Origin of the sequence: Kitasatospora sp. NPDC028055 (assembly GCF_040637885.1) — a bacterium.
GTDB lineage: Bacteria > Actinomycetota > Actinomycetes > Streptomycetales > Streptomycetaceae > Kitasatospora.
Genome location: NZ_JBEZXE010000068.1, coordinates 22,474 through 39,476, shown reverse-complemented (window position 1 = coordinate 39,476; position 17,003 = coordinate 22,474). Strand labels below are relative to the sequence as shown.

Annotated in this window: 14 protein-coding genes; 3 read left to right on the top strand and 11 right to left on the bottom strand. The window is 74.2% G+C overall.

Going from position 1 to position 17,003, the window contains the following annotated elements:
* The first annotated feature begins 364 nt into the window (after positions 1–364).
* Positions 365–1,837, top strand: coding sequence for an AarF/ABC1/UbiB kinase family protein (locus AB0F71_RS36930; protein ID WP_360244647.1), 1,473 nt, complete (start codon positions 365–367; stop codon positions 1,835–1,837).
* Between the two features lie 125 nt (positions 1,838–1,962).
* Here AB0F71_RS36930 and AB0F71_RS36925 read toward each other — a convergent pair whose 3' ends face one another.
* From AB0F71_RS36925 to AB0F71_RS36910, 4 genes are all read right to left on the bottom strand, one after another.
* On the bottom strand, positions 1,963–2,364 hold the full coding sequence (locus AB0F71_RS36925; protein ID WP_360244644.1) for a hypothetical protein: 402 nt from the start codon (positions 2,362–2,364) through the stop codon (positions 1,963–1,965).
* Positions 2,361–2,678, bottom strand: coding sequence for a WhiB family transcriptional regulator (locus AB0F71_RS36920; protein WP_270151013.1), 318 nt, complete (start codon positions 2,676–2,678; stop codon positions 2,361–2,363). Before AB0F71_RS36920 ends, AB0F71_RS36925 begins: the two co-directional genes overlap by 4 nt.
* Before the next feature lie 219 nt (positions 2,679–2,897).
* Complete coding sequence (locus AB0F71_RS36915; RefSeq protein ID WP_360244641.1) at positions 2,898–3,356, bottom strand: hypothetical protein; 459 nt, start codon at positions 3,354–3,356, stop codon at positions 2,898–2,900.
* A 306-nt stretch (positions 3,357–3,662) separates the two neighbouring features.
* Positions 3,663–5,921, bottom strand: coding sequence for an ATP-dependent DNA helicase UvrD2 (locus AB0F71_RS36910; RefSeq protein WP_360244638.1), 2,259 nt, complete (start codon positions 5,919–5,921; stop codon positions 3,663–3,665).
* Positions 5,922–6,093: 172 nt separating this feature from the next.
* On the opposite strand from AB0F71_RS36910, the gene AB0F71_RS36905 reads away from it, so the two are divergent.
* A complete protein-coding gene (locus tag AB0F71_RS36905) occupies positions 6,094–6,351 on the top strand; it encodes a mycoredoxin (protein ID WP_350506166.1) in 258 nt (85 codons plus the stop codon).
* A gap of 88 nt (positions 6,352–6,439) precedes the next feature.
* Here the strand turns inward: AB0F71_RS36905 and AB0F71_RS36900 are convergent, their stop codons facing one another.
* The 6 genes from AB0F71_RS36900 to AB0F71_RS36875 form a co-directional block, all read right to left on the bottom strand.
* Positions 6,440–7,279 (bottom strand): GntR family transcriptional regulator, encoded by an 840-nt coding sequence (locus AB0F71_RS36900; protein ID WP_360244634.1) that lies wholly within the window; start codon positions 7,277–7,279, stop codon positions 6,440–6,442.
* Positions 7,280–7,581: 302 nt separating this feature from the next.
* Entirely contained in the window at positions 7,582–8,523 is a 942-nt protein-coding gene (gene nudC, locus AB0F71_RS36895; protein ID WP_360244631.1) for an NAD(+) diphosphatase, read from the bottom strand.
* Between the two features lie 163 nt (positions 8,524–8,686).
* Positions 8,687–10,090, bottom strand: a complete 1,404-nt coding sequence (locus tag AB0F71_RS36890) for a dipeptidase (protein WP_360244628.1) — start codon at positions 10,088–10,090, stop codon at positions 8,687–8,689.
* A 200-nt stretch (positions 10,091–10,290) separates the two neighbouring features.
* Positions 10,291–13,155: an FtsX-like permease family protein gene (locus AB0F71_RS36885; RefSeq protein WP_360244625.1), complete on the bottom strand. Its 2,865-nt coding sequence runs from the start codon at positions 13,153–13,155 to the stop codon at positions 10,291–10,293.
* A complete protein-coding gene (locus AB0F71_RS36880) occupies positions 13,152–13,931 on the bottom strand; it encodes an ABC transporter ATP-binding protein (protein WP_360244622.1) in 780 nt (259 codons plus the stop codon). The genes AB0F71_RS36885 and AB0F71_RS36880 overlap by 4 nt, the downstream gene beginning before the upstream one ends.
* Positions 13,932–14,105: 174 nt before the next feature.
* Positions 14,106–14,735: a PadR family transcriptional regulator gene (locus tag AB0F71_RS36875; RefSeq protein WP_360244619.1), complete on the bottom strand. Its 630-nt coding sequence runs from the start codon at positions 14,733–14,735 to the stop codon at positions 14,106–14,108.
* A 67-nt stretch (positions 14,736–14,802) separates the two neighbouring features.
* On the opposite strand from AB0F71_RS36875, the gene AB0F71_RS36870 reads away from it, so the two are divergent.
* Entirely contained in the window at positions 14,803–15,786 is a 984-nt protein-coding gene (locus AB0F71_RS36870) for an endonuclease/exonuclease/phosphatase family protein (protein ID WP_360244616.1), read from the top strand.
* A 10-nt stretch (positions 15,787–15,796) separates the two neighbouring features.
* On the opposite strand, the gene AB0F71_RS36865 is transcribed toward AB0F71_RS36870, so the two are convergent.
* The gene (locus tag AB0F71_RS36865) at positions 15,797–16,981 is read right to left on the bottom strand and encodes a PP2C family protein-serine/threonine phosphatase (RefSeq protein WP_360244613.1); all 1,185 of its coding nucleotides are present in this window, start codon (positions 16,979–16,981) and stop codon (positions 15,797–15,799) included.
* Positions 16,982–17,003: the final 22 nt, after the last annotated feature.

Genomic DNA, 17,003 nt, shown 5'->3' with positions numbered 1-17,003 from the left:
CGCCCGGGGCTGGGGCCCCCTTGGGCTTGGTCCCCCGTGGGCGTGGTGCCCCCTGGGCGTGTGCCCCCCGGGCCCGGCCCGCGGCGGGGGGCGGGCCCCGGGCCGGGAGAGAGCGGGAGCCGCTGTTCCGAGGGACGGGGTGAGCGCGAGATGTGGGTGGGTGGGTGGGCAGGCGGCGGGTGAGGTGGGAGGAGGAGGGTGGGTGGGGGGAGGGGGGAGGGGGCGGGCCCCAGGAGTGTCGACGGGGCGAAGCCCCGAAAGCCCCCCACGAAATACCGCCGGAGCAGGCCCGCGAACCGGGCACAATGGCGTATGTGATGGTGGGCCGTCCGGCGGTCGGGGGGCCAGGGGAATGGAGGCCCGGGTGAGCGATCTTCCGCGCAAGGCAGTGACCCGAACGGCACGGCTCGCCGCCCTGCCGCTGGGCATAGCCGGTCGCGCCACGCTCGGACTGGGCAGGCGCATCGGCGGCCGGTCCGCCGAGGTGGTGACGGCCGAGCTCCAACAGGCCACCGCCGACCAGTTGTTCAAGGTGTTGGGCGAGCTCAAGGGCGGGGCGATGAAGTTCGGGCAGGTGCTGTCCGTCTTCGAGGCCGCGCTGCCCGAGGAGGTCGCCGGTCCGTACCGGGCGGCGCTCACCAAGCTGCAGGACGCCGCTCCGCCGATGCCCGCCGCCAAGGTGCACACCGCGCTGGCCGAGCGGCTCGGGGAGGGCTGGCGCGAGCTGTTCCTGGAGTTCGACGACCGCCCGGCGGCGGCCGCCTCGATCGGCCAGGTGCACCGCGCGGTCTGGCACGACGGCAGACCGGTCGCCGTCAAGGTGCAGTACCCGGGCGCGGGCGACGCCCTGCTCGCCGATCTCTCCCAACTGTCCCGGGTGGCCTGGCTGCTCGGCCCGCTGATCCCCGGGCTGGACATCAAGCCGCTGATCACCGAGCTGCGGGAGCGCGTCTCGGAGGAGCTGGACTACGAGCTGGAGGCCCAGGCCCAGCGCCGGCACGCCGAGGAGTTCGCGGGCGACCCGGACATCGTGGTGCCGGTCGTGGTGGCGCAGGCCGACCAGGTGCTGGTCACCGAGTGGATGGACGGCACCCCGCTCTCCGAGGTGATCGCGAACGGCACCCAGGAGGAACGCGACCGCGCCGGGCAGCTGCTGGCCCGGTTCCTGTTCGCCGGCCCGTCGCGGACGGGGCTGCTGCACGCGGACCCGCACCCGGGCAACTTCCGGCTGTTGAAGGACGACGGCCCGGTCGGGGGCTGGCGGCTGGGCGTGCTGGACTTCGGCACCGTGGACCGGCTGCCGGGCGGGCTGCCCGCGCCGATCGGGGCCTCGCTGCGCATGGCCCTGGACGGCGACGCGGCGGGCGTGCTCACGATGCTGCGCGAGGAGGGCTTCGTGAAGCCCTCGATCGAGCTGGACCCGGACGCGGTGCTGGACTACCTGCTGCCGATCATCGAGCCGGCGGCGGTGGACGGCTTCCACTTCACCCGGGCCTGGATGCGGGCCCAGGCGGCCCGGATCGCCGATCCGCGTTCGCCCGCCTACAACCTGGGCAAGCAGCTGAACCTGCCGCCCTCGTACCTGCTGATCCACCGGGTGACGCTGAGCACCATCGGGGTGCTGTGCCAGCTGGGCGCCAAGGCGCCGTTCCGCGCCGAGATGCTGGAGTGGCTGCCCGAGTTCTCCGGCGAGCGCCCCGCGAAGCCGGCCGGGCGAGGCGGCCCGGCCGGGCCCGCGAAGCGCACCGCATCCACCAGGTCCGCCAAGTCCGCGAACCCCGCCAGGCCCGCGAACCCCGCCAAGTCCGCCAAGCCCGCCAAGCCCGCCCGCGGCTGAGCCGCCCGCCCGCAGGCGGGCGCCGCGAACAAGCACAACGGCCGCAGGCCGCTCCCCGCGAACGGGGGGCGGCCTGCGGCACGACGGGGGTCGGTCGGATCGGCGGCGAACCGCCTGGGCCGGCGCTACATCAGCGCGACGGCGAGCGCCTTGCGGGCGCGCAGCGAGGCCCGCTCGGCCCGCTGCCGGAGCTTGCGGGCCCGGACGACCCGGCTGACGAGGCGTTGTTCCTCGGCCTCGTGGAGCCTGTCTTGCATATGGGCACGGGCCAGGGATTCATGCAGGAGTTGCATTTCGAGGGTCCTGTTCTGGATCTGAAGTTCGGTGGTCTGCTCGGCGCGGACGGTCGGATCGATGGCGGCGGGGGTCATGTGGTGGTCCTGCTCGTGGTGCGTGCTCGGAAATGGGACGGTGCGGGCTGCTGCGTCGGCCTTGGCGGCGGCGATCCGTACGGATCGGCGGAGGGCGCTGTCCAGCGGGGGCTGCTCTCCCCGGCGGACTGCCCTGGCGTCGTGGGCGGGGTTCACGCCATGACCTCGGTCTTGCGCGGACGCCCACGCGGCCGCTTGCGGGCCACGACGACACCCTGGACGAACAGTTCGCCGCCCCAGACGCCCCACGGCTCGCGCCGCTCCAGGGCGCCCGCGAGGCAGGCCTCCTTCACCGGGCAGGTGCCACAGAGGGACTTCGCGTACTCGACGTCGGCGGGCGTCTCGGCGAAGAAGACCTCGGGGTCGAAGGCGCGGCAGGGGATGGGGAGCCCGAGCGCCTCGGCCTGCTCGATCGAGTTGAGCTGCATGAACGGAACCTCCGGAGGGTCGGCCTGGTCGGCCTTGGTGATCTGGCTTGTCGGCGGTACGGACGGGATGGGCGGCGTGATGACCGTGGACACTGTGGGCGTCTTCCTCGTCTTCTCAGTGGTTCCGGCCCAGTGGACTGGTGGTGCTGGGCCGGAGGCCCCGGGGGGCCTGGGTGGTCTTGCGTACCGGACAAAACAGAAGGGCCGCGGATCCCGGTGTGACGGGTTCCGCGGCCCTGGAGGTGCCGACCTGAGGCTGGCTCAGGTTCGTTCTCTCCAGGGTTCAGGCCCGCGGAAGGCCCGCATCCGGATGGCCTCGGCGCCGATAAAGGCGGCCTTGGCCTGGTTGATCTGCTGCTCGTTCTGCTTCTGGGCGTTTCCGGCACCGATGACCTGCGCATAGTCGCCATGCATGGCGGCGACTACGACTGCCTTCGGTGCCTGGAGCGGTCGCTCGTCGCACTCGGGACGCGACGCGCCGACCTGCGCCCAGCCACGGGACAGACCGGTCTCGACGAGGGTGCCTTCGACACTCCTGCCGCCCGTGAGGCACAGATCAGTGTGTCCAAGACCACTGACAGCGGAGGCGACGGAGACACCGGTGGTGTCGAGACCCAGACCGGTTCCACCGAGCTCGGCGAGCGCCCGCAGACGGGCGGCACGCAGGGAGGCAGCGACAACGGTCTGGCCAGTCATTTTGGTGATCATGATGTTTCCCACTGTCTTCGCCTCCTCTCGGCGTCTCGCGGAGCCTGGTTTCCCTGGCTCCGAATGTTCGGATGTCTGTCTCGGTGAAGCTGGTGAAGCTGTGTGGTGCAGCTGTGTGGCGTGGGGGAATCGGCACAGGTTTCACCCCGTGCGACCTCGTCCCCTTGACCGCTCCGGCAGGCTATTGCGCTCCCGGTACGCCGCGCAAACTATTTTTCACGCGAGTTCACGCGACGCCATCGACGGCGCGGCCCGCGCGACGTTCCGCGGCGGTTGCGAAGTCCCCCGAGCAGTCCCCTGGACCGCGCCCGTGCCGGCTCACGCCGGATCGACCGGACCGTCGTCCTCGACGCCGTCCGGATCCTCCTCGGGCTCCTCCCCCGCACACAACGAGAGCACGGCGGCCCCGTACTTGTCCAGCTTCATGGCGCCGACCCCCGAGATCACGGCCAGTTCCTGCCGGTTCGCGGGCACGTCCTCGGCGATCGCCATCAGCGTCGCGTCGGTGAACACCACGTACGCCGGGACGCCCTGCCCCTTGGCCTGGGCGGCCCGCCACTCGCGCAGGCGTTCGTAGAGCGCCTCGTCCATCGTGGACGGGCAGTCCTCGCAGCGGCGCAGCTTGCGTTCGACGGCGTCGGTGAGCGCCTTGTCGCAGACCCGGCACTTGACCGGGCCGCGGACCCGCCGGGCGGCGGAGCGCTCGCCGGCCTCGACGCTCCCCCGCCCGCCCCGCGCACCGGTGCGCGCGCCCGGGGCGGCGGAGCCGGGGCGCAACCCGTCCATGAAGCGGCTGGGCTTGCGGGAGGCGCGGCCGCCCGGGGAGCGGGAGAGGGCCCAGGAGAGGCTGAGGTGCTTGCGGGCGCGGGTGACACCGACGTAGAGGAGGCGGCGTTCCTCCTCGATCTGTTCGTCGGTCTTGGCGTAGATGATCGGCAGGGTGCCCTCGGTGAGGCCGACGAGGAAGACGGCGTCCCATTCGAGGCCCTTGGCAGCGTGCAGGGAGGCGAGGGTGACGCCTTCGACGGCGGGGGCGTGCTGGGCGGCGGCGCGGGCGTCGAGTTCGGCGACGTAGGCGGCGAGGTCGGTGTCCAGGCCTTCGGCGGTGCGGGTGCGCTCGAACTCCTCGGCGAGCCGGACGAGGGCGGCGAGGGACTCCCAGCGGTCGCGGACGGCGCCGGAGCCGGCGGGCGGTTCGGGGGTGAAGCCGCGGCTGGCGAGGACGGCACGGACCTGGCCGGCCAGGTCGGGGGCGCCGGCGGTGAGGGGGTCGGCGGCGGCGCGGGCGGCGCCGCGCAGCAGCACTCCTGCGTCGCGGACCTCGGGGCGTTCGAAGAAGCGTTCGGCGCCCTTGAGCTGGTAGGGGACGCCGAGGTCGGCGAGGGCCTGTTCGTAGACCTCGGACTGGCCGTTGGTGCGGAACAGGACGGCGATCTCGCTGGCACGCACGCCGGCGGCGATGAGGTCCTTGATCCGGCGGGCGGTGGTCTCGGCCTCGGTGGGTTCGTCCTCGTACTCGGTGTAGACGGGTTCGGGGCCGGCCTCGCGCTGGGAGACGAGTTCGAGGCGGTGGCGGGCGGCCTCGCCGCGGGCCTGGGAGAGCAGTCCGTTGGCGAGGTGGACGACCTGGGGGGTGGAGCGGTAGTCGCGGACGAGCTTGACGACGGTGGCCTCGGGGTGGCGGCTGCGGAAGTTGAGCAGGTAGTCGGGGGTGGCGCCGGTGAAGGAGTAGATGGTCTGGCTGGCGTCGCCGACGACGCACAGGCTGGCGCCGCCGCCGTCGCCGGTCCACCTGTCGAGCAGGCGCTGCTGGAGCGGGGAGACGTCCTGGTACTCGTCGACGGTGAAGTGCCGGTACTGGCTGCGGACCTGGTCGGCGATGTCGGGCCGGTCCTCCAGGATGGCGGCGGTGAGCAGCAGGACGTCCTCGAAGTCGATGTTGCCGCGGCGGGTCTTGGTCTCCTCGTAGACGCGGTAGACCTGGGCGGTCTCGGCCGGGTCGCGGGGGGCCTCGCGGCCGGACTTGGCGACGGCGGCGGGGTAGTCCTCGGGGGCGGTCTGGGTGACCTTGGCCCATTCGATCTCGGCGGTGAGGTCGCGCAGTTCGGTGCGCTGGACGCGCAGTCCGCAGCGGCCGGCGGCCTCGGCGACGAGCTGGACCTTGCGTTCGAGCAGCTGGGGCACCGGGCCGCCGATGGCGCGGGGCCAGAAGTACTGGAGCTGGCGCAGGGCGGCGGCGTGGAAGGTGCGGGCCTGGACGCCGTCGGCGCCGAGCTGGCGCAGGCGGCCGCGCATCTCGCCGGCGGCGCGGGCGGTGAAGGTGACGGCGAGGACCTGCTGGGGCTGGTAGACGCCGCTGCGCACGCCGTAGGCGATGCGGTGGGTGATCGCGCGGGTCTTGCCGGTGCCGGCGCCGGCGAGGACGCAGACGGGGCCGTGCAGGGCGGTGGCGACGGCGCGCTGTTCGGGGTCGAGCCCGGCGAGGACGGCGTCGGGGCCCGTGGCGGTGCCGGGGTCGGCCCAGGGGGAGCCGTGGGGGCCGTCGTAGGGGCTGCCGCTCAAGAGGTCTTCCTGCATGCGTTCCATCCTCTCAGCCCGCTGGGACAACGGGGGCGGGGTTGTCCACAGGTCCGGTGCGATCGCAGGATGATCGCTCTGCTCCGTGCGTCCTGGGGCCGGAATGACTGCCGCCCGGTGGACGTTGCGGCTGTCAGAACGTACGAACCCCTCTTTCGAAGGAGCCCCCTCGATGTCCGGCACCGTGACGATGTACAGCACGACCTGGTGTGGTTACTGCAACCGGCTCAAGAGCCAGCTGGACCGCGAGGGCATCGGCTACACCGAGATCAACATCGAGGAGGACCCGGCGTCGGCGGCGTTCGTCGAGTCGGTGAACGGCGGCAACCAGACGGTGCCGACGGTGCTGGTGCAGCCGGTGGGCGGCGGGGAGCAGGTCGTGATGACGAACCCGAGCCTGATCCAGGTCAAGAAGGCCCTCGCGGCCTGACCCACCACGGTCCGCCGGGGCCCGTCCGGGGCAGCCACGGTCCGCCGGGATCCGCCCCGGTCCACCCGGGCCCCGGGGTCGGCGCGCGTCACTGCGCGTCGGCCCGGGCGGGGTCGACGGGGGCGGCGGGGGCGGGCAGGGTGGTGCGCGCGCCGAGGTCGCCGATGCCGTAGACGAGTCGGCTGCGGTCGGCGGAGTAGCGGGTCTCGATGACCCGGACGGGGCCGCGCCGGTCGTAGGTGACACGGGTCTGGACCATCAGCGGGACGCCGGGGCCGCCCTGGAACCACTGGGCCTCCTCGGGGCCGGGCATCCGGGCGACGAGGTGGTCGACGGCGCCGATCTCGGTGCGGCCGAGGGTGGCGAGGACGGCTTCGTCGCCGCCTTCGACGGGGTCGGGTTCCATCAGCGGGGTGCCGGCCGCGAGTCCGGCCCGGTAGTGGCTCTCCTCGATGGAGTACGGCTCGCGGTCGAGCAGGCGCAGCTGGCGGCGGACGACGATGGCCTCGCCGGGGCGCAGCCCGAGGCGTTCGGCGATGTCCACGCGGGCCCGGACGATCATCATCTCGAAGTCGGTGCTGAGTTCGCGCCCGGCTTCGGCGGCTTCGCCGAGGTAGACGGTGGAGGGGGCGGCGAGGCAGTCGCGCGGTGCGGGGGCCAGCGTGGGTCCGTAGGCGCGGTGGTCGAGCACGGGGTGTTCGCGCAGGTAGGTGCCCTTGCCCTGGAGGCGGACCAGTCGGCCTTCGTTGACCAGGACGTCGACGGCGAGGCGGACGGTGTTGCGGGCGACGCCGTACTGGCGTTCCAGTTCGCTCTCGACCGGGAGGGCGGCGTTGGCGGTGAACTCGCCTTCGGCGATCCGGCGGCGCAGGTCGGCGGCGAGGCGCTGGTATTTGGGGGATTGGGCGGTGCCCCGGGGGATTGTCACCCGAGTGAATGTAGCGAGCGCGGTGACGCGGTTTCAGCCGTTTCCGGCAATGTCGTCCGCGCGGGTTGACGGTGGGGGCTCCGGAGTGTCCCGCGGTAGCAGAACTGGCCCGTCCGGTTACGAACAGATGCTCGTGGCGGGTTCGGGAAGAGCTCAGAAAGGAAATTGGGGGCGCGCGGCCAGAGCCACGCGCCCCCTTCTCCCCGGGCGTACCGGAAATGCAGACCGGATTACCGGATGCTCGGAGGACCGGAGGACCAGCCGACCGGATGCTCAGACGACCGGCCGACCGGAGTCCGGGACTACCAGCGCGCCGCCGAGGGCAGCGGCTCGCCGTACCAGAGCTCGACCAGGTGGCGGGCGATCGAGATGCCGGAGGGCGGCAGGATCTCCCCGGCCTCCATCCCGGCCCGCAGCTCCTCACGGGAGAACCAGCGCGCCTCGGCCAGTTCCTCGCCGTCCACGGTGATCTCGGTGCCGCCGGGCAGCGCCTTGCCGGTGAAGCCGAGCATCAGGCTGGACGGGAACGGCCAGGGCTGGCTGGCGACGTAGCGGACCTCGCCGACCCGCACCCCCGCCTCCTCGTGCACCTCGCGGGCGACCGCCTGCTCGATCGACTCCCCCGGCTCGACGAAGCCGGCCAGCGTGGACCAGCGGCCCTCCGGCCAGAGCGCCTGGCGGCCGAGCAGGCAGCGGTCCTGCTCGTCGGTGATCACCATGATCACCGCCGGGTCGGTGCGCGGGTAGTGCTCGGCCGCGCAGGAGGTGCAGCGCCGCACGTGCCCGGCGCCCGCCTTCTCGGTGGGGTGGCCGCAGCGCGAGCAGAAGCTGTGCAGCCGGTGCCAGTGCTCCAGGGCGACGGCGTGCACCAGCAGCCCGGCGTCCCGGTCGGACAGCATCGCGCCGACCTCGCGCAGCCCGGCGGGGCGGGCGTCGCCGTCCAGCCGGCCGGGCAGGCTCTCGCCGGCCAGCGCGAAGTACGAGACGCCGTCCCGGTCGGTGCCGAGGAAGTAGCGGTCCCCGGTCTGCGGCGCCTCGAAGGAGGGCAGCAGGACGAGTTCGGTGCCCTCGGCGGTGTCCACGACGAAGACCTCGCCGCCGGCGATCGGCAGCACCCGGGTGGCGGGGTGGCTCCAGGCCGCGGCCAGCCACGGCTCGTCGAACCGGTGCTCGGCGGCCCGCTCCACCCCGGCCCTGGCCAGGGCCAGGGCTCGCGGGCGCTCGGTCTCAGGCTCGGTGCTCACGTCGTTCCATCCCCACGTGGTGAATCATCCGGATGAGTGATCTGACTGCCGTGCCGCTCGGAGCGGCTCGCGCGCCCGTCGACGGTGGGCCCGCTCACGCGCCCGACGACGGTGGGCCCGCTCACGCGCCCGACGCGCGTCCCTCGGCGGTGGGCCCGCCCGCTCACGCGCCGGGCCGGAAGTTCTCGGCCAGGTCGCCCCACAGGTAGGCGGCGGTCTCGACGCCCTTGGCCAGCAGGTCCAGCTCGACCTTCTCGTTGACCGAGTGCCAGCCGTCCGAGGGCACCGAGATGCCGAGGAACAGCACCGGCGCGCCCAGCACGTCCTGGAGGTCGGCGGCGGGGCCGGAGCCGCCCTCGCGGGTGAAGAGGATCTTCTGCCCGAAGGCGCGGCCCATCGCGCGGACGGTGGACTGCAGCGCCGGGTGGTCCAGCGGGGTCAGGCAGGGCCGGGTCGCGCCCGGGAAGACCAGCTCGTACCGGACGCCCTCGGGGACCTGCTCGGCGACCCAGGAGCGGACGGCCTCGCGGACCTTCTCCACCTCCTGCCCGGCGACCAGCCGGAAGGACAGCTTGAGGTGCGCCGAGGACGGCACGATGGTCTTGCCGCCGGGGCCGGTGTAGCCGCCCCAGATGCCGTTGACCTCGGCGGTGGGCCGGGCCCAGACCCGCTCCAGGGTGGTGTACCCGGCCTCGCCGCGGGTGCCGTACGACTTGGCGACGCGCAGCCACTGCGCCTCGTCGAAGGGCAGTTCGGCGAACAGCTCGCGCTCGCGCTCGGTCAGCTCGACGACCCCGTCGTAGAAGCCCGGGATCGCGACCCGGCGGTCGGCGTCGTGCAGGGCTGCGGCCAGCTCGGCCGCGACCTGGGCCGGGTTGGGCACGGCGCCGCCGAAGGAGCCGGAGTGGATGTCGGTGTCCGGGCCGTACAGGTCGAGCTGGGCGTCGGCGAGGCCGCGCATGCCGGTGCAGACGGTCGGGGTGGTCTCGGACCACATGCCGGTGTCGGAGATGACCACCACGTCGGCGGCCAGCCGCCCGGCCTCGCGCCGGACCAGGTCGGCGAAGTGCGGCGAGCCGGACTCCTCCTCGCCCTCGATCAGCAGCTTGAGGTTGACGGCCGGTGCGGTGCGGCCGGTGGCGGCCAGGTGGGCGCGCACCCCCAGGGTGTGGAAGAACACCTGGCCCTTGTCGTCGGCGGCGCCGCGCGCGTACAGCCGGCCGCCGACCACGGTCGGGGCGAACGGCTCGGTGTCCCAGCCGTCCTCCTTCGCCGCGGGCTGCACGTCGTGGTGCCCGTAGACCAGGACGGTCGGCGCGGACTCGTCCCCGGACGGCCATTCGGCGAACACCGCCGGCAGCCCGTCGGTCTCCCACACCTCGGCCACCGGGAAGCCGGTCTCGCGCAGCTTGGCGGCCAGCCAGTCCGCGGAGCGGCGCACGTCGCCGGCGCGCTCCGGGTCGGCGGAGACGGAGGGGATCGCCAGCCACTCGGAGAGGTCGGCGAGGAAGGCGGCCTGGTGCTGGTCGATGTAGGAGCGGACGGCGCTGTCCGGGGTACTCGTCATACCGACGACTGTAGTTCGCCTGTACGGGTGCCCGCCCCGGCCCTCCGGGTGCCGGACACCGTCGGGCCTGTAACCTCCGTCACCCCCGCCGCCGGGAGGGGCGGACGGGGGTGACGGGAGCCGGGCACGGGCCTCAACCAGGCACGGGCCTCAGCCGAGCGCGACCCTCAGTCGGGCACGGGCCTCAACCGGCCCGGCCCTCAGCCGGTGCGGCGCAGCAGCGAGATCCGCGAGCGGGTGAGCAGCGCGGCCAGGCCGGCCGCGAGCAGCGGCAGCACCACGACGGTGGCGGCGATGGTGGGCCAGGGGAAGACCACGGCCCCCTTGTTGGCGAGTTCCTCCGGGCTGATGCCCGGGTAGCCGGCCGCGAGTCCCTGGACCTTGCGCAGGGCGACGGCCGGCACCACGCCGCTGACGACGCCGAGCAGGGTGCCCATGGCGGCGATCACCCCGCACTGGAAGCCGGACAGCGAGCGCCGGATGCGCGGTTCGGCACCGACCGCGGCGAGGGTGGTGAGGTCGCGCTGGGAGTCGGCGGCGGCCAGTCCGGTGGCGATGCCGGCCGCGCCGAGGGCGACGAGTGCGGCGAAGCCGGCCAGGCCGAGGCCGATGAGTCCGGCCTTGGACTGGTAGCCGCGTTCGACGCCGAGGACGGTGCGGTCGGTGAGCTTGGCGAGCGCGCCGTCGGCCTTCTGCTGGTCGCCGTCGGAGGGTGCGGCCGCGGGGAGCCAGACCGAGCCGGCCGGACTGGTCCTGAAACCGAGGCGGGTGGCGGTGTCCGGGGTGATGACGAGTTGGCCGGGGGCCGGCAGCACGGAGGGGGCGAGGACGGCGTCGACCTCGGTCTCGGTCTCCTTGGGCTTGGGGGTGGAGCCGTCGGCGCCCGCGGCAACCGGCTCGGTGAACCGCAGGGCGACCTTGCCGTCCTTGTAGTAGCGCGGGTCGAAGACCACGGCCTTGCCGGTGGCGAGGGCCTGAACGGCCGCCGGGTCGGTGACGCCGTAGAGGTTGCGCAGCAGGGTGGCGTCGCCCGCGGCGACGTCGCCGTACTGGCTGCCGCCGCGTTCGTGGATCTGGCAGCGCGGGTCGGTGCTCATCACCCGCTTGATCTCGTCCGGTCCGGCCTGGTTGTCGCGGTCGAAGACCGGGCAGCGCCGCTCCTTGGGCGGCATGACCTGGATGTAACCGCAGTAGGCGCCGGACCGGCAGTCGCCCTTGAGGTCGACGTGGGAGACGTCGGCGCGCGGGCCGAGACCGGGGATGGAGCGTTCCACGGTGTCGCGCATCTGCGGCAGCAGCTTGGCCTCGGTGGTGTTGCCGTAGCCGCTGTTGAGGATGACGGCGCCGGCCGGGCCGGCGGCGGCGTACTCGCGGCGGTACTGCTCGTCGTAGCTGGCGAGGAAGACGTTGACGGCGACGGAGCCGGCGACGGCGGCCATCACGGCGGCGACGGCGGGTGCGGTGCGGCCGCGGTGGCGGACGGAGTCGCGCAGGGCGAGCCGGGGGCCGAGCGAGAGCCAGCGGCCGAGCTTGCCGAACAGGCCGACCAGGTACGGGGTGAGGGCGACCATGCCGAGTTCGGCGACGAGCGAGCCGCCGAGGACGGCGAGGGTGCGACTGGAGAAGCCGCTGGTCGCGCCGAGCAGGGCGAGGGCGGCGCCGCCGGCGAGCATCAGCAGGCCGAGCAGGGCCAGTTTGCGGCTCGGGGGCTTGAGCGAGTCGCGGCCGGTGAGCGCGGAGACGACGTCCTGCCGGGAGGCCTGGACGGCGGGCACGATGGCGGCGAGCAGTCCGGTGACCAGGCCGACCAGGAGGACGCCGAGCAGGTCGAGCGGCTGGAGGTTGAAGTGGCCGAAGCGGGCGCCGGAGTACTCCTCGGCCTGGGTGCGCAGCAGGGCGACCAGGCCGACGCCGAGGCCGAGGCCGAGGGCGGCGCCGGTGAGGCCGAGGACGACGCCGCCGCCGAGGACGACCGCGCGGACGTTGGCGCGGTCACCGCCCGCGGCGGCGAGCAGTCCGAGCTGCCGGCGCGAGCGTCGGGCCCCGACGGCGAAGGCGGGGCCCGCGAGGAGGACGATCTCCAGCAGGGCCATGCCGACGACGGTGCCGAGGATGACGACGGAGGTGCGGTCGAGCAGGGCGGTGCCGCTGGCGCCGCGGATCCGGTCCAGCTCGGTGTAGTAGGGCACGTCGGCGCGCGGGGGCGGGTCGAGCATGACGGTGCGGGAAGCCACGAGGAAGCCGTAGCCGTTGAGTTCGGTGACCTTCGCCCAGTCGAGGGCGGCGCCGGCCGGGAGCTTGACCAGCCAGCGGGCGGCGGGGTCGGAGTCGTGGCCCTGGTCCGGGCCGGCGTTCGGGAGTCTGCCGACCAGGGTGCCGGGGCGGGCGAGGATCTCGGTGTTCTTGAGGTCGCCGGGGTACTCGACGACGGCGGTGATGGTGAAGGGGCTGGACTCCAGGCCGCGGACGGTGGTGCGGTCGCCGATCCGCAGGCCGGAGCGGTTGAGGAACTCGCGGGTGACGGCGGCCTGTTGGTCGTTCACGGGGGCGCTGCCCTCGACCACGTCGACCAGGCCGTGCCAGACCGGGTCGGTCAGGTCGGCCTCGCCGGTGCGGGTGGTGAGCAGGCCCGCGGTGCTGCTGGCGGCGGCCTGCGGGCCTTCGACGTGGGGCACCAGGGCGGTGCCGGGCGGCAGCAACTGCTGGGCGAGCAGGGCGGGTTCGGTGTCGCGGGAGCGCTGCTGGGCGGGGGTGTACTGCGGGGCGGCGCCGTCCTTGGCCTCGTACTTGGGGTTGATGACCCGGTAGGACTGGTCGCTCGGGTCGGGGGCCTGCAGGACGGAGCCGCCGCGGTCGGTCATCTCCAGGTGGGCGTCGGCGCGGCCCATGGTGCGGACGACGCGTTCGGCGGGTTCGAGGGTGGCGCTGCGGAAGAACACGTCGGCGCCGGTGACGCCGAGGACGGGCAGCGCGACCATGGCGACGACCAGGGCGCTGCGGCCCTTGGCGCGCAGGGCGTCGCGGCGGGCGATGCGCAGGGCGAGCCGCCAGGCGCTGGGCTTCACTCGTCCACCTGCTCGCTGCCGGCGGCCTGGCTGTTGGCGGCGGCGCTGACGAGCAGGCTGGCGGCGTCCTGGCTGACGGACTCGTCGACCATGCGGCCGTCGCGCAGGAAGACGACGCGGTCGGCCCAGGCGGCGTGCCGGGCCTCGTGGGTGACCATCATGGCGGCGGCTCCGGCGTCGCAGCGGGCGCGCAGCACGGCGAGGACGGCTTCGCCGGTGGTGGAGTCGAGGGCGCCGGTGGGTTCGTCGGCGAGGACGAGGCGTCGGTCGCCGATCAGGGCGCGGGCGATGGCGACGCGCTGCTGCTGGCCGCCGGACATGTCGTCGGGGAAGCGGTCGGCGAGTTCGGGGATGCCGAGCTCCTCCAGGGCGGCGAGGGCTTCGCGGCGGGCGGCGCGGGCGGAGACGCCGTCGAGTTCGCGCGGCAGCGAGATGTTCTCGGCGGCGGTGAGGGCCGGTATCAGGTTGTAGTCCTGGAAGACGTAGCCGATGGAGCGGCGGCGGACCTGGGCGAGCTTCTTGCGGGTGAGCCCGCCGAGGGCGACGCCCTCGACCAGGACCTGGCCGGCGGTCGGGCTGTCGAGGCCGCCGGCCAGGGTGAGCAGGGTGGACTTGCCGGAGCCGGAGGGGCCCATGACGGCGACGAACTCGCCGGGGTGGACCTTGAGGTCGACGCCGCGCAGGGCCTGGACCTCGGCGGCGCCCTGGCCGTGGACGCGGGTGACGTTCTCCAGGTGCAGCACCGGTGTCGGCCGGGGCTGTTGGGTGTGGGACACGGTTCCCCCCTTGTGCTGGGACGGCTGGTTACGGGTGGGGCGCCGCCGGGGCGCCGGCCGGTGTCGGGTGGCCGGGCACCGCCGGGGCGCGGGTGCGGCTCGGCGCGGGCACTGGGCGCGGGTACGCCTCAGGCGCTGGCGCGGGCGCGCCTCAGGCGCGAGCGCGGGTACGCCTCAGGCGCGGGTGCGGCGGCCGAGCCGCTTGGGTTTCGCGGCGCCGTCGCGGGCGGCTTCGGCGGCCTCGGCCTGCCGGAGTTCGGCCTGCTGGGCGAGCCGGGTCTCGCAGTGGTCGAGCCAGCGGATCTCGGCCTCGGTCTGGAAGATCAGCTGGTCGAGGACGAGCAGCCAGGCGAGTTCGTTGCTCTCGGAGGGCACGGCACCGGGTCTGGTCTCGCCCGCGAGGGCGCGGCCCTTGAGCCGGGTGTAGTCCTGGAGGGCCTTGATGCTGTGCCGGCGCTGGCCCTGGACGACGCCGGAGACGTCCACCCCGGGGACGGTCACGGCCATCGCGAGCTTGATGGCCAGTTCGTCGCGCGGGGGGTTGGTGCGGGGCACCGGGGTGTCGAACCAGGCCCGCAGCTCGGTGCGGCCGGCGTCGGTGACGGCGTAGAACTGGTGGCCCTCCTCGTCCTCTCCGGCGGCCTCGACCAGGCCGTCGCGCTCCAGCCGGGACAGGGTGGTGTAGACCTGCCCGACGTTGAGCGGCCAGGTGGCGCCGGTGCGCGCCTCGAACTCGGTGCGCAGCTGGTAGCCGTAGCGGGGGCCCTGGTCGAGCAGGGCGAGCAGACCGTGGCGGATGGACATACTCAGTATGTATACCCGGTATGCCCCACGGCCTCAAGCCGCGCCCCCTCCGGTACCGTCGTGCGGTGTGAGCCAGTTGCGCATCGCCACCTTCAACCTGTTGCACGGCCAGCCGCTCGCCCCGGACGGCACCCCGCTGCCCTATCCGGCCGACGCGGGCGCCCCGTTGGCCGAGGCGGTGGCCGCGCTGGACGCCGACGTGCTGGCCCTCCAGGAGGTGGACCGGCACCAGGCGCGCTCGGGCGGCACCGACCAGGCGGCGGTGGCGGCCGCGGCGATGGGCGCCGGCGACTGGCGCTTCGCCGCCGCGCTGCACGGGCGCCCGGCGCCGGTGGCCGGCTGGGTGCGGGAGCCGTCCGGGCCGGACGGGCTGCGGGTGTACGGGCCGGCCGAGATCGGCGACGGCGCCCCGCCCTCGTACGGCACGGCGCTGCTGACCAGGCTCCCGGTGCGGCACTGGCGGGCCCGCCGGTTCGCCCCCGCTCCGTTCGGACTGCCGCTGCGGGTGGCCGGGCGGCGCGGGCTGACCCCGGTGCCGGACGAGCCCCGGGCCGCGCTGGCGGCCGTACTGGAGGGCGAGCGCGGGCCGTTCACCGTGGTGGCCGCGCACCTGTCCTTCGTGCCGGGCTGGAACATGGCGCAGCTGGCCGGGATCCGGCGCTGGATCGCCGACCTGCCGCAGCCGTACCTGGTACTGGGGGACTTCAACCTGATCGGCGCGGTGCCGCGCACGGTACTGGGCGGGGCGACGGCGCTGGAGCGCACCGCGCCGCGGGTGCGGGTGCGGGAGCTGCGGGCGGCCCGGCGGGCCCGGCCGGCGCTGGGCGCCGCACTGGGCACCGCGCGCCGGCGGCGGGTGCGCGAGCCGCGGGCCCGGTTGCAGGGCTGGTACGACCTGGCGCGCACGCCGACCTATCCGGCGCACCGGCCGGCGGTGCAGTTCGACCACGTGCTGGCGGTCGGCGTGCCGCGGGCCGTGGTGGGCCCGGCGGCGGCGCCGCACGCCGGGGTGTCGGACCACCGGCCGCTGCTGGTCCGGGTGTCGCTGTAAAGCGCCCTGGCTAGCGCTTGACCAGGGCGTCGGCCTGCTGGGGCAGGTGGGCGAGGGCGGGCTGGGTCGGGTCGTACTGCAGGAGCAGCATGGCCGCGTCGTCGCCGAGCTGGCGCCCGACGTGGCGCACCACGTCCTCGTGCAGCCGCTGCAGGACGTCCGCGGGGCGGCCGTCGGCGCAGCGCGGGAAGCGCTCGGCGAGCGGGTAGAAGGTGCCGGAGCGGTCGCGGGCCTCGATCACCCCGTCGGTGAACAGCAGCACCCGGTCGCCGGCCAGCAGCGGTACCCGGTGCACCGGGGGGCGCACGTCGGCCGGGTCGAGCACGCCCAACGGCGGTACGGTCTCGGCGAGTTCGAGCGGGTGGACCAGGCCGCCGCGGAGCAGCAGCGGCGCGGGGTGGCCGCAGTTGACGAGTTCGGCCGCGCCGTCCGGTCCGACCCCGATCAGGACCAGGGTGACGAACTCCTCCTCCACGCCGGGGTGGTCGTTCTCGTGCAGGGCCCGGTCGAGGCTGACGGCCAGCCAGCCGGCCACCCGGTCGAGGGCGGGCTCCTGGTGGGCGGCCTCGCGGAAGGCGCCGAGGACGGCGGCGGCGGTCTCGACCGCGCCGAGTCCCTTGCCGCGGACGTCGCCGACCACGGCCCGCACCCCGTGCCGGGTGTTGACGACCTCGTACAGGTCGCCGCCGATCCGGGCGTGGGCGGCGGCGGCCTCGTAGTGGACGGCGGCGCGCACGCTGCCGACCCGTTCGGGGACGGGCCGCAGCAGCACCCGGCGGGCGATCGAGGCGACCAACTGGGCGTCGGCCAGGGCGCGTTCCTGGCGCAGTCGCAGGGTGGCGCTGACCCAGCCGATCGTGGCGACCAGCAGGATCGCAATGACGCTGGCGGTGTGCACGGACTCGCCGAGCGCGTTGCTGCGCAGGGCCATCAGGAAGGCCGCCGCCTCGGTGCCCAGGCCGATGACGAGCGGGTACCAGGTGCGGTGGCTGACCACGGCGGCCAGCGCGGGTACGGCGGTGAGGGCGGGTTCGACCGTCACCTCGGTGCCGCTGAGGTAGTCGAGGACGACGATCAGCGCCATGCCGAGGAAGGGCAGCGCGAGCGCCGTCCTCGGCCAGGTGCCGGTCGTGCCCGGTGCGGGTCCCGGGGTCGGCCCGGTGAACCGCTCTCTGATCCATCCGGTCGCGCTCAACTTCGGTCTCTCCAGCGGAAGA

Bases quoted from the DNA above. Each gene is read 5' to 3' on its own strand.
- AB0F71_RS36910 (WP_360244638.1), bottom strand. From the start codon at position 5,921: ATGCAGGAAGACCTCTTGAGCGGCAGCCCCTACGACGGCCCCCACGGC.
- AB0F71_RS36905 (WP_350506166.1), top strand. From the start codon at position 6,094: ATGTCCGGCACCGTGACGATGTACAGCACGACCTGGTGTGGTTACTGC.
- AB0F71_RS36890 (WP_360244628.1), bottom strand. From the start codon at position 10,090: ATGACGAGTACCCCGGACAGCGCCGTCCGCTCCTACATCGACCAGCAC.
- AB0F71_RS36875 (WP_360244619.1), bottom strand. From the start codon at position 14,735: ATGTCCATCCGCCACGGTCTGCTCGCCCTGCTCGACCAGGGCCCCCGC.